12 protein-coding genes are annotated in these 13,845 nt (G+C 62.4%); 6 read left to right on the forward strand and 6 right to left on the reverse strand.

Annotation, left to right across the window (positions count from 1 at the left end; translation table 11 throughout):
* Positions 1–158 precede the first annotated feature (158 nt).
* Positions 159–1,622, reverse strand: a complete 1,464-nt coding sequence (locus QM600_RS15765; RefSeq protein ID WP_283262423.1) for an FAD-dependent oxidoreductase — start codon at positions 1,620–1,622, stop codon at positions 159–161.
* Positions 1,623–1,702: 80 nt separating this feature from the next.
* The gene (locus tag QM600_RS15770; RefSeq protein ID WP_283262424.1) at positions 1,703–2,884 is read right to left on the reverse strand and encodes an aminotransferase class V-fold PLP-dependent enzyme; all 1,182 of its coding nucleotides are present in this window, start codon (positions 2,882–2,884) and stop codon (positions 1,703–1,705) included.
* Positions 2,885–2,940: 56 nt separating this feature from the next.
* Here QM600_RS15770 and QM600_RS15775 point away from each other — a divergent pair, with 56 nt between their 5' ends.
* The 6 genes from QM600_RS15775 (at position 2,941) to QM600_RS15800 (ending at position 9,943) form a co-directional block, all read left to right on the forward strand.
* A complete protein-coding gene (locus QM600_RS15775; protein WP_283262425.1) occupies positions 2,941–4,173 on the forward strand; it encodes an APC family permease in 1,233 nt (410 codons plus the stop codon).
* Between the two features lie 93 nt (positions 4,174–4,266).
* Positions 4,267–5,490: an ergothioneine biosynthesis glutamate--cysteine ligase EgtA gene (gene egtA / locus QM600_RS15780; RefSeq protein WP_283262426.1), complete on the forward strand. Its 1,224-nt coding sequence runs from the start codon at positions 4,267–4,269 to the stop codon at positions 5,488–5,490.
* Complete coding sequence (gene egtB / locus QM600_RS15785; RefSeq protein ID WP_283262428.1) at positions 5,490–6,830, forward strand: ergothioneine biosynthesis protein EgtB; 1,341 nt, start codon at positions 5,490–5,492, stop codon at positions 6,828–6,830. Before egtA ends, egtB begins: the two co-directional genes overlap by 1 nt.
* A gap of 1 nt (position 6,831) precedes the next feature.
* Positions 6,832–7,578: an ergothioneine biosynthesis protein EgtC gene (egtC, locus tag QM600_RS15790; protein ID WP_283262429.1), complete on the forward strand. Its 747-nt coding sequence runs from the start codon at positions 6,832–6,834 to the stop codon at positions 7,576–7,578.
* Entirely contained in the window at positions 7,575–8,540 is a 966-nt protein-coding gene (gene egtD, locus QM600_RS15795) for an L-histidine N(alpha)-methyltransferase (RefSeq protein WP_283262431.1), read from the forward strand. The genes egtC and egtD overlap by 4 nt, the downstream gene beginning before the upstream one ends.
* 191 nt (positions 8,541–8,731) lie before the next feature.
* Positions 8,732–9,943 (forward strand): PQQ-dependent sugar dehydrogenase, encoded by a 1,212-nt coding sequence (locus QM600_RS15800; protein ID WP_283262432.1) that lies wholly within the window; start codon positions 8,732–8,734, stop codon positions 9,941–9,943.
* Positions 9,944–9,949: 6 nt separating this feature from the next.
* On the opposite strand, the gene QM600_RS15805 is transcribed toward QM600_RS15800, so the two are convergent.
* From QM600_RS15805 to prs, 4 genes are all read right to left on the reverse strand, one after another.
* On the reverse strand, positions 9,950–10,846 hold the full coding sequence (locus QM600_RS15805; RefSeq protein WP_283262433.1) for a cyclase family protein: 897 nt from the start codon (positions 10,844–10,846) through the stop codon (positions 9,950–9,952).
* Positions 10,846–12,426 carry an SLC13 family permease gene (locus QM600_RS15810; protein ID WP_283262434.1) on the reverse strand — a complete coding sequence of 527 codons (1,581 nt, stop codon included), beginning with the start codon at positions 12,424–12,426 and terminating at the stop codon, positions 10,846–10,848. Before QM600_RS15810 ends, QM600_RS15805 begins: the two co-directional genes overlap by 1 nt.
* A gap of 135 nt (positions 12,427–12,561) precedes the next feature.
* On the reverse strand, positions 12,562–13,218 hold the full coding sequence (locus QM600_RS15815; RefSeq protein ID WP_502942992.1) for a hypothetical protein: 657 nt from the start codon (positions 13,216–13,218) through the stop codon (positions 12,562–12,564).
* 273 nt (positions 13,219–13,491) lie between these two features.
* Positions 13,492–13,845: ribose-phosphate diphosphokinase (prs, locus tag QM600_RS15820; RefSeq protein ID WP_283262436.1), on the reverse strand; the 354-nt coding region annotated here is incomplete at its 5' end.

A 13,845-nucleotide genomic window follows, 5' to 3' on the forward strand; every position in this document is an offset into this window, starting at 1 on the left:
GCGAAACGCTCGAGCTGAACCGTATCCGCGTCGATCACGGTAAACCTGCAGTAAGTGGAGCAGCTGCGATTCACCCTCGCCGAGACAACTTTTCATACCCTACCGGAACTCGTGCGTCGGAGCGAATCACCGCACGAGCTCCGGTACAGGTGGCGACGCTATCGAGCGGCGCTGATGCCGGCGCGACGACCGAAGAAGCTGCCGTCACCGAGGCTTGTTCCGCTGGCATATCCGCCGGCGCAGACGCCGGAGGTGCAGCGGCCCGCCGCGAAGAGTCCGGGGATGGGCTCGCCGGAGACGTGCAGAACCTCGGAGTTGACGTTGGTCTTCAATCCGCCGAGTGTGAATCCGCCGGTATGTCCACGCAGGTCGATCGCCGCGAACGGGCCGACAATGGGCTTGACCCATTCGGGCTTCTTTCCCAATACCGGATCCGAGCCTGTTGCCGCATGACGGTTGTAGAGGTCGACGGTGGACTGCAGCGTCCCAGCAGACAGACCCATCTCGGCTTCGAGTTCTTCCACCGTTTCCGCCACCCATGTCGGCTGGGCGCGCAATTGCGCGCTGGACGATTCGGCGTTGATACCTTCTTCGTAGGCCGCTTCGTCGATGATCAGGAAGGCCTGGTTATCCTGCTGGAACAGTGTCGCCTGGCCGATCCGACCCGGGTACGTGTCCTCGGGGATGTACCGCTGACCACGGCCGTTGACGAGGATGCCGCGCACCATCAACTGCGGATCGCAGAAGAAGGCGACTTCGGTGGCGTCCATGTGCGCGGTGTCGGCGCCGAGTGCCTGCCCGATCTGAATTGCGCGACCGTCGTGCGCCTCGATGGAGGCTGCCGGATGCCCGAAAATTTTGGGAGCATTGGAGAGCACCATCTCGTCGTTGTACGCGAAGCTGCCCATGGCCAATACGACGCCCTTGCGTGCGCGGATGGTGACGTCCTTGCCGTAGCGCTTGGCGACGATACCGACGACGCGTCCGCTCTCGTCCACGGCAACGGTCTGCACGCGCAGATCGTATTCGGCTCGGACGCCGAGCTTTTCGGCTGTTTCGACGAGCGGCTTCATCAGCATGTAGCCGCCGCCCTTCTCGCCGGTCTTCTTGTCCGCCATCTGTGGGAGGTGTCCACGCGGGGCCGGTTCGACCAAGGTATTGAACGGTGCCGCGTTTTCGCCGCCCGAGTACATGAGACCGTCGTCGTACGGCGGTTCCCAACCGGGCTGACCCCAGAATGATTCTTTGAACGGGACGCCGGCGTCGACGAGCCAGTTGTAATGATCCACGCTGCCCTCGCAGTAGGCGTCGATCTTGGCGTCATCTGTTCCGGGGCCGAGAGCGGCCTTCATGAACGTCTTCATGTTGTCGACGGTGTCGTCGAATCCGCAGGCCTTCTGCAACGGAGTGCCACCGCCGAGGTAGATGAATCCGCCCGCAAGCGATGCCGCTCCGCCCCAACCGCCGGTCCGTTCCAACACCAGAACTTCAGCGCCGGCGCGTGCGGCTTCGATCGCAGCGGTGACGCCGGAGATGCCGTAACCAGCGACGACGACGTCGGCTTCGTAGTCCCAGGTGGTGATGTCGGCGGCAGAAATCGGATTAATTGTGGCATCGGCCATGTGCAGAGTCCTCTCCAAATGTGAGCTAGGGATCACTTACATTTGCAGTTCTGGTCGACTTTCAGGCTCTGTCGTCCCAATCATCGGGAGGTATGGAGATCTCGCACGGCACCGAGAAATTTGTCCAGGTCCGCGTCGTCGGCAAAGCAGTGTGGGGAGGCACGTACGACGGCGTCGAGCCCCCTCGCGGTCATATCGAGGAGAGTCGAACTGCGACTACTGACGGTGACCGTGATGTTCTGGGCGGCAAGGTGATCGCGCACCTCGGCGGCCGAGTATCGATCGAGCGTGAACGAGACGATCCCGCTCAGAGGGGAGCCGCGATCCTGGACGGAGGCACCCGGCACGGTTTCGAGACCGGCTCGGAGGTAGTCGGCCCGCGACTGGATCTGCTGCGCAACGGTTTCCGTTCCCAAGGAGATCAAGTAGTCCGCTGCGGCGCCGAGTCCGAGTCGGGCCGCGACACTGGTCTCCCACAACTCGAATCGAGTTGCATCCGGCGCGGGAACATAGGCGTCGGCATGGGTCCACGCGGCGCCGTGCAAGTCCATCGAGACCGGTTCGAGGGCGTCGGCCAAACCGGGACGCACGTACAGAAATCCGGTGCCGCGTGGACCGCGAAGCCACTTGCGACCCGTTGCGCTCAACGCGTCGACGCCCAGCGAAATCACGTCGATGGGTAATTGGCCGACGGATTGGCAGGCGTCGAGGAGGACCAACGCGCCGTGGGGCGCGGCAAGTTCGACCACTTCCCGGACCGGATTGATCAGTCCGCTGTTGGTCGGCACGTGAACGACCGAGATGACTCGAACTCGGTCGTCGAGCATCGCTTCGAGCGCGTCGAGGTCGATCCGGCCGTCGGCGTCGCTCGGAATCACCTCGACCTGTGCGCCGGTGACGCGGGCGCGGCCGAGTGCGGCAATTGCGTTGCTGGCGTACTCGACTCCGGAGATCAAGACGCGGTCACCGGACTTCAGGGGCACCGCGCTGAAAAAGTCGTTCCAGGCGCGGGTAGCGCTGTCCGTCAACGCGATATCCGACGCCTGGGCTCCGATCACGCGGGCGATCGAGTGCGGTACGGCGGCCAAGGCCTCCGCCCGCTGACTGGCTGCGATATAGCCACCCACATCAGCTTCGAGGCGCAGATGTTCGATCATCGTGGTGACTACGGATTCGGGCGGGAGCGAGGATCCGGCGCTGTCGAGGAACACCTTGTCTCTGCATCCGGGAGTATCGCGGCGGACCGTATCGAGATCGAACATGGCACCTTCCGTTCATGTCGGTGTGGTTCTAATACCTTGTGAACGAAGCTATACCGATGGAGCGAAGACTGGGCACGCTCGACGCGGTTGTCATCGGTTTGGGCGCGATGATCGGTGCCGGAGTCTTTGTGGTGTTCGCGCCGGCGGCAGCAGTCGCGGGTACCGGCCTGCTGTTCGGCTTGGTGATCGCAGCGTTTATTGCGTACTGCAATGCGACGTCGTCGGCTCAACTTGCGGCGCGCTATCCGACTTCGGGAGGAACGTACGTCTACGGCCGCGAACAACTGGGGCCGTGGTGGGGCTTTGTTGCCGGCTGGTCGTTTGTGATCGGTAAGACTGCGAGTTGTGCGGCGATGGCCCTGACGTTTGCGACTTACGTTGTGCCCGAACCGTATCGGAAGCTCACGGCGGTTCTGGTCGTTGTCGCTCTGGTCGGTGTGAACTATCGCGGGGTCACCAGAACTGCGCAGATGGCCCGGGTGATTGTTGCGGTGTCGTTGACGGCGCTGGGCGTGGGATTGGCGACGGCATTCTGGGGTCCGGAGGTGGATCTGGCACTTCCCGCTTGTGCGGTGGGGTCCTGGTACGGCGTTCTGCAATCGGCGGGATTGTTGTTTTTCGCCTTCGCCGGCTACGCCAGGATTGCGACATTGGGGGAGGAGGTCCGCGATCCCCGGCGCACTATTCCGCGGGCAATTCTGATCGCGCTGACGGTAGCGATCGTTGTGTATGCACTGGTAGCAATGGTTCTCCTGGTGACGTTGGGGCCGGAGAAGCTTGCTGCGTCAGCCCGGCCGCTCTCCGACGCCGTCGCCGCGGGAGGTTTGGCGTGGGCGGTGCCGATCGTAGTGATCGGCGCCGCCACTGCGTCCGCGGGTGCGCTGTTGGCGTTGATCGCCGGTGTCAGTCGAACGGCGATGGCAATGGGCCGAGAACGGGATCTGCCCACCACTTTTGCGGTTATTCATCCGCGATTTGCGGTGCCCCATCACGCTGAACTGACCGTAGGCGTGATCGTGATTCTCTTGGTGTCTGTGGTTGATCTCCGTGGGGTGATCGGCTTTTCGTCGTTCGGTGTGCTGTTGTACTACTTCGTGGCCAATGTCAGCGCATTCGCGCAAGGTGACGCGGATCGAATGTTCCCCCGGTGGCTCCAACTGGTGGGTGCCCTCGGTTGTGCGGTTCTGGCATTCACGTTGCCGGTATCGGCCGTGGTAGCCGGCGTAGGTGTGGTTCTGGTGGGTTGTGGGTATCGGTGGATACGACTGGAAAAAACCAGCGACACGTAAAGGGGCAAAGCGTGCATGTCGGGCTTGGGCGCTCTATGGTCGGTAGCGATCATCAGTAAGGCCCGCTAGACACCACCCGAAGGGGACCGTCGAATGGCAACCGCAGTACTGAATACTCAGGTGGACTCACGTCCGGCAGCCGAGGCGTACATCGGCGGTGTGTGCTTCAAGCAAGGCCCACCACGACTCATCGGTGCCGAGGTCGAATGGCTGACCAACGGTGTCGGCGGTGAGCGTCCGTCGTTGGAAGCACTTGCCGTTGCCTTGGGTAGACACGCTCCTACCAGCATCAACGCCCAATCGCCGGCGATGCCACTTCCCGGCGGCAGTATCGTCACCGTCGAACCCGGCGGCCAGATAGAACTGTCCTCCGCGCCGCGCACGTCAGCCCGGGAAGTTTGCGATTATCTCGAAGAAGACAGTCAGGCGCTGCGCGTTCTCCTTGCCACTCAATCCGTCGAGATGACAGCTGCTCCGGCGGATCGGGGGCGTCCGCCGCACCGAATACTGCAGATGCCGCGATACCGCGCGATGGAACAACAATTTGCCGACATCGGGCCCTACGGCACCCTCATGATGTGCAACACCGCCGCTGTACAAGTAAGCGTCGACGCCGGCGGTAGTCCCGAAGCAATAGCGAGACGATGGCGACTCCTCGGTGATATCGGGCCCGCATTGATCGCCGCATTCGCCTGTTCGCCACAGCTGGAAGGTATTCCGCGAGGGTCGTGGGCGTCGCAGCGTATGCGGACGTGGCTCGAGCTGGATGCTCGACGCACCATGGCCGTTACCGATGCGGCTGACTATCCGCGGTGGGTACTCGGCGTGCCCCTGATGTGCGTGCAGAACGGCACCGACGACTGGACGGCCCCTCGCGGTGCCACGTTTGGAGACTGGATCGACGGGGCACTCGACTCCGACATGGGGCGCGGCCCCACAGTCCAGGACTTGGATTATCACCTGTCCACGCTGTTTCCGCCGGTTCGCGCTGTCGGACACATGGAGGTGAGGTACATCGACGCTCAACCCGGAGACCTGTGGCGAGTACCGATAGCCGCGGTCGACGCCTTGCTTTCCGGGCCGGCCGTCATGCAGGAAGCGCGCGATGCGGCAGCATCGACAGCAGGTCGGTGGCGGGACGCGGCGGAGTATGGATTGTCGGACGTCGAGTTGCGTTCGGCAGCAACCTCTCTGATGTCACTGGCAGCCTCGTATGCGCCAGATCCGGAGTTCGTGCGTCTCCTCGATCGTGCGGCTGAACGGTGCTGTCGAGGTCTCACGTCGATCCAGGACTTGGCGCGAGTCGAGGGACACTGATGTCGATGGATGTCACCAAGATCGAGGTCGCTGAAACCTCCGTCGTCACCAAAGAATTCACGGAAGCCGTACTTGTGCGATCGCGAAACCGTTCACTTCTGCTCACCGATTGCCTCGACGACAACGAACTGATTGCTGCGCACTCACCACTCATGAGCCCCCTGGTCTGGGATCTTGCGCATATCGGTAATCAGGAGGAGCTCTGGCTGGTGCGTGATGTCGGCGGCCGTGAACCGGTGAGGCGCGACATCGACGAGTTGTACGACGCCTTCAAACATTCGCGGTCTTCGCGACCCGAGCTTCCGTTGTTGGATCCGCGGCAGGCGCGCCAATACATACGTACGGTCCGCGGCAAGGTGTGGGACGTCCTCGCCGCCAGCACTTTCAGTGGATCGCCGCTCGAGTTGAACGGATTTGCGTTCGGGATGATCGCTCAGCATGAACAGCAACATGCTGAGACCATGCTTGCTACGCATCAATTACGTTCCGGCTCAGCCGTACTCGTAGCAGAACCGCCGCCGGCTGTCCGCCACAAGCCAATGCTGGACGAGGTGATTATTCCCTCCGGCGCATTCGTCATGGGTACGGACGACGAACCGTGGGCGCTCGACAACGAGAGAACCGCGCATCAGGTGTACCTCACCGAGTATGCAATCGACAGATTTCCCGTCACCAACGGGCAGTACATCGAATTCATCGACGACGGTGGGTACTCCCGTCCGGAACTCTGGTCGAGGGAAGGGTGGCGCCATCGCATCGACGCCAAACTCCAGGCACCCCTGTTCTGGGAACGTGATGGATCACGCTGGTGGCAAAGAGTATTCGGCATCGACAAGCCGGTAGCTCTCCGCCGTCCGGTTGTTCATGTCAGCTACTACGAGGCGCAGGCGTATGCAACGTGGGCCGGGAAACGGCTACCCACCGAGGCTGAATGGGAAAAGGCTGCGCGGTGGGATCCGGAATCCGGTCGTTCCCGCACGTTTCCGTGGGGCGACGCGTTGCCGGACGAGACCCACGCCAATCTCGGCCAACGGCACCTCGGTCCCGCCGATATCGGGGCCTACCCCGATGGGGCGTCGGCGCACGGCGTGCAGCAGTTGATCGGGGATGTCTGGGAATGGACCTCCTCCGGCTTCCATCCCTATCCCGGTTTCCATGCCTTTCCGTATCGTGAGTACTCCGAAGTCTTCTACGGTGGCGACTACAAGGTATTGCGGGGAGGCTCGTTCGGGACCGACAGTGTTGCCGTTCGGGGGACCTTCCGAAACTGGGATCATCCGATTCGTCGGCAGATATTCTCCGGATTCCGCTGCGCCAGAACGCTGTCCGGTCGCCCCTGACATGTGCCGACACCTCGGGTACGTCGGGCCGGTCACTTCTGTCCGCGACCTCCTGCACTTCGGATCACAGTCGCTGGTGCGGCAGTCGTGGGCACCCAAGGAGATGCGAGGAGGCGGAACCATCAACGCCGACGGCTTCGGTGCCGCGTGGTGGCGCGGTGGCACACTCGGTCGCTACCGCAGTGTTTCGCCGATCTGGTCGGATCCCACTGTCGAGGAAACGCTTTCGCATATCCACTCCGGGTCCGTCCTTGCAGCAGTGCGTTCCGCGACGGAGGGGATGGCAGTAGAGATCGGCGCCTGCGCTCCGTTCGCGGATGATCGCTACGCCTTCAGTCACAACGGAGCTGTGTTCGGTTGGCCGGAGTCGGTTTCCACTCTGGCCGAGGACATTCCGGCGGTTCAGTTGTTGAGCATGTCGGCACCGACAGATGCGGCGATGTTGTGGACATTGGTGCGGCGCCGTCTGCAGGTGGCATCAGCGGAGTCTGCACTGACCGCCGTCGTCCATGATGTCGAGGCAGCGGCGCCCGGCTCGAAACTGAACCTGCTGCTCGGCGACGGGAACGAATTGTGGGCCACAGCTTGGGGACACACGTTGTACGCGCTCGTCGATGAATCGACTGCCCTGATCGCATCGGAACCATTCGACGATTCGCCCGGGTGGGAGCAAATCCCCGACAGAGCATTGGCCTGTGCGCGCCCCGGCCACCTGATCATCACCCCGATCCCGATGGGAGAACGATGAGCACCCCTACGTTCGAGGTCTACCTGACCCCAGAAGAACTTGTCGAAGCACTACGCGTCGACGCCCGTGCCGGGCTGACAGCATCTCCGAAGTGGCTCTCGCCCAAGTGGTTCTACGATGCACGCGGAAGCGAATTGTTCGAACAAATCACACAATTGCCCGAGTACTACCCGACTCGCACCGAGCGAGCCTTGCTGGCTGAGTGTGCACCGGCGATCGCTGAGTTGACCAGCCCGGAGATGCTGATCGAACTGGGATCCGGTTCGTCGGAGAAGACGCGCTTGTTGCTGGACGCGATGAAAGGTTCACTGCACACGTATGTACCGCAGGATGTTTCCGTAACCGCGCTGGAGAGTGCCGCTTGTCAGATCGATGCCGAGTTCCCCGGTCTAGGTGTTGTCGGAGTGATCAGTGACTTCACCGGATCGCTGCATCACCTCCCCAGCGGAGGTAAGCGGGCAGTCGCTTTTCTGGGCGGTACTCTCGGAAACCTGATTCCGGTTGAGCGCGGCGAGTTTCTGTCCGGTGTTTCTGCGGTGCTGGATTCGGGGGAGAGCTTGATCCTCGGAGTGGGACTGGTGACCGATCCCGCTGTTCTCGTTCCGGCCTACGACGACAGTGCCGGAGTGACAGCACAATTCAACCTCAACGTTCTCAGTGTTCTGAACAAGCAGCTGGGAGCTGACTTTCCGATCGAAGCCTTCCGTCACGTAGCCCTCTGGGACAGCGAGAACCAGTGGATCGAGATGCGACTTGAAGCGTCGCGCGATCTTTCGGTGCGTATCGAGGACTTGGATCTGGAGATCACCTTCGCGAAAGGTGAGCAGTTGCGTACCGAGATTTCCGCGAAGTTCACCGTCGACAGTATTTCCGCAGAACTCGAGGCTGCGGGATTTGCTGTGCAGAAAGTGTGGACCGATGACGATCAGAGGTTCGCGCTGTTGTGCGCAGACCGGGTGTGATCGGTCCGGCTCCTGTTGCAAAGATGCCCGTGCATAACTGTCCACAAATCGTCCCGAGATGCGGGTTTCCGCATAAAACTGCATCTTGTGGACGGTTATGCACACGCATGCAGGAAATATTTGCCCCGAATATCCCTAATGACTGTTTATAGTGAGGCTTTGCAGAACGGTTGCCAAGCTGAGGAGCACGTGTGCGTCACCCGAAATATGCTGTCCTGACAGTAGCCACTATCGCGATTCTGACGATCCCGGTGACCCAGTGCTCGGCTCAGTCACTTCAGTCGTCGGGGAGCCTGGGCTCGCTGGGCAGCAGTTCGCTAGGTAGTGGTTCCCTGGGCAGTTCGGAAACCCCCACCGAGGACACACTTCCGGACCTTTCGGTAACCACCGTCATGGAGGGACTGGATCACCCCTGGGACGTGGTAGCAGCTCCCGACGGCGCGGTGCTCACCGGGCAACGTTCGGGCGGGTTCTTTGTCCGACGTGGCAATGGCTCTACCGGGCCGGTGAGCGCAAACCTCTCGGATCTCTACGTCAAGTCGGAGACCGGGTTGATGGGCATGGCTCTTGCACGGGACTTCGGGCAGTCGCGAATTCTCTACACCTGCCAGGGATTTCAAGGCGGGGGAATCACTGACATCCGAATTGCGGCCTGGACGGTTGACGCAGGATGGACAGCACTCACCCGAACCGGGACTGTGTTGACGGGAATTCCGGTGGAAGCCGGTCGCCACGGCGGCTGCCGGATCCTCGCAGCGCAGGACGGCACCTTGTTCGTCGGAACGGGCGACACCGCGAGGCCCACTGTTCCGCAGGATCCGACCTCGCTGGGCGGCAAGGTATTGCACATCAACGCCGACGGCACGCCGGCAGCCGGGACCATCAACCCGTCCAGCCCGGTCTACACCCTCGGTCATCGGAACGTGCAAGGTCTGGCGGTTCAACCGGGCACCGATCGGGTGTATGCGGTGGAGCAGGGCACCGGTGCCAACGACGAAGTGAACCTCCTGAGGCCCGGCGGAAACTACGGCTACAAACCGGACCGAGGCCTGGGAATCTACGACGAGTCCGTGCCGATGACCGATCCGATCAGGGTGCCCGGTGCCGTCGAAGCGGTGTGGAGTTCGGGCAACTCGACACTTGCCACCGCGAGCGGTGCCTTTGTGACCGGACCGCAGTGGGGAGCGTGGAACGGAGCGCTGGTGATGGGCGCATTGAAGACCAAGAAACTGGTCTTCGTGCGCCTGAGCGACGACGGTCGATCCGTCGACGCACTGACCTACGGATTGGAGAACCAGTTCGGACGCCTGCGTTCGGTCACTCCGACTGCCGACGGTTCACTTCTGGTCACCACGGACAACGGCACCAACGACAAAGTGCTTCTAGTGACTCCAGTCTCCTAGAAACTTTCAGTGCCAGGCGATAACCCGGCACGGTCCACCGGAACCGCCGGCATGGGTGGGTGCACCGATCATCACGGTGGCGCCCACCGCTGGAAGCGTCGACAAATTAGCCAGGGCCTCCACCGCGTATTTGCCTGAGCCCAGCGCGTTTCGGTGAGCGCCGTAGGTTGTGCTGCGGCCGGCGTCGATGCTGAGGGTGTCCGAGCCCAGGGCAAGGATGTCTCGTTCGCGCACCAGAAAGTCGACGGCGTCGGGATCGAATCCCGGGGTGTGCTGCCGGCCGAGTGCGTCTTGGTTGGTGAATGCACCGTCGACTCTCAGACGGGCATCCCAGCCCGAGTTCATCGCGACGAGGCTGCGGGAAGGCAGCATCCCGTGAACTGTTTCCCAATCGAGGATGTCCGCCCGCGTGAGAACCGTGTTGTTGTCAGCTTCGGCCCGAACGCTGATATCGATGATCGCAATGGGCACAACGAGGTCTGCGACGGGGATTTTCTCCACGGTGATTCCGTCCGCACTGGCATGCGCGGGGGCGTCGATGTGGGTGCCGGTGTGTTCTCCCATCCGAAGTTCGTTCAGATAGAAAGAGCTCCCACCACCCAGCGATCCCAATGACCCGAGCGACCCCAGCGATCCGCCGGTCGACGCGGTCCTTGCCAGGTTCTTCATCTCGAACGACGGCGCACCAGGCCAGACGGGAAAATTCGTCGTCAACACGTGAGTGAGATCGACCAGTGTGGAACCGTTGAGAGGCAGTGCCGCTGGGGCCGCCGACGCGGTGTTCTGGGCTCCGACGGCGAGAGCTGTCGCACCCAGAGCCGCGAAGATCGATCGCCGGCTGACCTTTCGGTCCTCGCGTTCGATGGATTCGTACACCTGGGACAAGAGTCGCGGTGAGCACATCAGAAGCTCCAGATCACGGGAATCAGTACCGTCGCAACTACCAGGAACCACAGGAGCATCGGTAATCCGAGCTTCCAGTAGTCGCCGAACTTGTAGCCGCCCGGACCCATCACCATCATGTTCGCGGGAGTCGCAACCGGTGTCAGGAACGACGCGGCGGCGGCAACGGTCACAGTCATCAGAAGCGGTAGCACCGAGATGTTCAATTCTGACGCCACAGAGATCGCGATCGGCGTGATGATCAACGCTGTCGCGGTGTTGCTGATGAGCTGACCCAGCGTTGCCGTCACGAGGAAGAGGCCGGCGACCACGATGTAAGGGCTGGAGTCACCGACGATGTCGACAAACCCGTTGGCCAGCTTCTCGGCCGCACCGGTTTGCTGAATGGCCGTGGACAGCGGGATCATTCCGCCGACGAGGATGAGTGTGGTCCAGGAGATCGAGCGGTGTGCCTGCTCGACGCTGATGACGCGCAGCAGAACCATCGCGCAGGCGGCCAGTAGACCCGCGATGGCAGACGGGACGATGCCGAAGGTCAGCATGATCACCATGGCTGCGACGACGGCCAGGGACAGGATGGCACGGGTGCCGAGCGGTGCGGCCTGCTTGCGAATCAATGCGGGCGGATCGACGACGAGGACGTTCGGGTCGACCGAGGTGCGGGCGTCCAGATCGTCCCAGCTGCCCTGCAGCAACAAGGTGTCGCCGGCTGCCAGGCGGACGCCGTTTGGTCCGCAGTTCTCTCCGGCGCGCTGGACTGCGAGGACTACCAGATCGCCGCTGTCGGTCACCATGCCGGGAAAAACCTTGTCGCCGATGATCTCCGAACGCGGCGGCACGATCACCTCGACGACGCCGTCTTCCTTGGTGATGAGCGGGGCTTCGGATTGATCGCAACCGCCCGCGATGCTGTATTGCTGCGCGAGCGTTTTCGCGTGGCGGCTCAGGTCCGGGGACATAGAAACGCCGGCGCGGTGGGGGAGCACACGAGGGCCGAGAAATACCGCGATCGCGATGGTTCCGAGTACCAGCGGTGCACCGATCAGCGTGAAGTCGAAGAACCCGAACGCGCCGGCCCCGGCGTCGTCGGCGGCGTCCGAGACGATGATGTTTACCGGTGTACCGGTCAACGTGAGCATCGAACCGGCGTGCGCAGCGAAGGCGAGGGGGAGCAGCAACTGAGAGGTGGATCGGCCGAGGCGAACGGCCAGGACGACAACCATCGGGATCAAGGCAGCTACTGCTCCGTTGACACTGATCAGCGCGGTCAGGGCGGCAACCAGCAACATGATCGCGCTCACCAACCGAACCCGCGAATCACCGACCTTGGCGAGCAGTTTCTCGCCGGCCCAGGTAGTGACGCCGGTGGCATCGAGCGCCTCACTCACGACAAACAGCGCGGCGATGAATACGACTGTCGGATCGCCGAATCCGGCCAGCGCCTGCTCCATCGAGATCACCCCGGTCGCGTACAGCGCCAGCGCTGTTCCGATTGCGATAATTCCGACGGGGATCCGGCCGATGACGAAGAGCGCCACGACTACGGCAAGCACGACAAAGGTGATGGTGATGTCATTCACGATTCGTAAAGCTACCTGCGACCGGGCAACCTTCCCGCATCGCCGTGTCGGGGAGTTGGGTGGAGCCGTGCCGGGGAATACAGAACGGCCCCGTCTCGACAAACGAGACAGGGCCGTGGGACGGACGCGAGGGATTTAGTTGGAGGCGGCGATGCGAGCCTTCTCGAGGGCAGCCAGCGTGCGCAGCACAGTTGCTTTCTGCTTGTTGAGATCGCTCAGACGGGCGCGAGCGGGAAGGCCCTGAGCGAGTTCGGCGACCTTGATCTGCTCTTCGATGGTGCCGAGCTGATCGAGAAGTCCCAGAACGCGCGTCTGCAGCGTGTTGATGTCGACGGTGTCCGTCTTCACCGGAGCGGCTACGCGTGTCGCGGTGCCGGTGCTGGAGGGGCGAGCAGCGCGCGCGGGTGACGTGTCGGCGACGACGGATGCGGCGCGGGGGCGAATTGCCTTGCGCACGGCGGTTGCGTCGGGCAGGACGTCCATCCGGATTTCGTTGAGGACGCGGCGAGCTTCGCGGGCGGTGACGCGGTACTCACGCTCTTCGTCGTCGTCGGACTGCAGCGTTCCGCCGAGCGGGCGCAGGCCGTACATCCCGAGGAAGCGCTTGGCGTCGTCGATGATGCCTTCGTTTTCGCGGCACTTTTCGCAGCGCGGTTCATTGCGGAACATTTCGACGGAGGCGTCGTCGCCACACCAGACACAAGATCCTGGGCGCCACCGCCGGACCGTCGGAACTGATGAATTCAGTGAATGAGATTCTGGCCGGGATTCCAAGGTTTGCGCGTCGATCACGACGAGCCACATTAGGCGAAGTTTGCGGGGCGGTGAACACCGGCCCAACATCGACCTGGGATTCTCCCAGAGGGCGTGATCAAGATCATGCCGATTGTCGGATTTGGCGGTATCTGTGTGTCGCACAAATGGTTTCGTGAAGACTGATCGGTCTGGTTCCGAGGCGGAGGCTCGGCGCCTGCCGGGGCTGGATCGACTCGTCCGGATGAAATGCACAAGGCGCGTACCGGTGACCGTCAATGGTTACCGATACGCGCCCGTGGCACGGTGAAACTACGCGATGCCGTCGAACAGTGAAGTCACAGAACCATTCTCGAAAACTTCCTTGATGGTCCGAGCGAGGAGAGGTGCGATGGACAGCACGGTCAGCGTCGGGAACTGCTTCGACTCGGGGATCGGGAGCGTGTTGGTCGTGATGACCTCCTTGGCGCCGCAGGACGCCAATCGCTCGGCGGCCGGATCCGAGAAGATACCGTGGGTGGTGGCGATGATGACGTCACCGGCACCGGCATCCTTGAGAACCTTGACGGCGCCGGCGATGGTACCGCCGGTGTCGATCATGTCGTCGATCAGCACGCAGGTGAGGCCGTTGACGTCGCCGACCACGCGGTTGGACTTCACCTGGTT

It is taken from the genome of Rhodococcus sp. IEGM 1379, from assembly GCF_030056815.1.
Lineage (GTDB): Bacteria > Actinomycetota > Actinomycetes > Mycobacteriales > Mycobacteriaceae > Rhodococcus_F.

What these genes read in the sequence shown, in the direction of transcription:
- egtC (WP_283262429.1), top strand. Translation starts at nt 6,832, where the DNA reads ATGTGCCGACACCTCGGGTACGTCGGGCCGGTCACTTCTGTCCGCGAC.
- egtA (WP_283262426.1), top strand. Translation starts at nt 4,267, where the DNA reads ATGGCAACCGCAGTACTGAATACTCAGGTGGACTCACGTCCGGCAGCC.
- egtD (WP_283262431.1), top strand. Translation starts at nt 7,575, where the DNA reads ATGAGCACCCCTACGTTCGAGGTCTACCTGACCCCAGAAGAACTTGTC.
- QM600_RS15805 (WP_283262433.1), bottom strand. Translation starts at nt 10,846, where the DNA reads ATGTGCTCACCGCGACTCTTGTCCCAGGTGTACGAATCCATCGAACGC.
- QM600_RS15775 (WP_283262425.1), top strand. Translation starts at nt 2,941, where the DNA reads ATGGAGCGAAGACTGGGCACGCTCGACGCGGTTGTCATCGGTTTGGGC.
- egtB (WP_283262428.1), top strand. Translation starts at nt 5,490, where the DNA reads ATGTCGATGGATGTCACCAAGATCGAGGTCGCTGAAACCTCCGTCGTC.
- QM600_RS15770 (WP_283262424.1), bottom strand. Translation starts at nt 2,884, where the DNA reads ATGTTCGATCTCGATACGGTCCGCCGCGATACTCCCGGATGCAGAGAC.
- QM600_RS15765 (WP_283262423.1), bottom strand. Translation starts at nt 1,622, where the DNA reads ATGGCCGATGCCACAATTAATCCGATTTCTGCCGCCGACATCACCACC.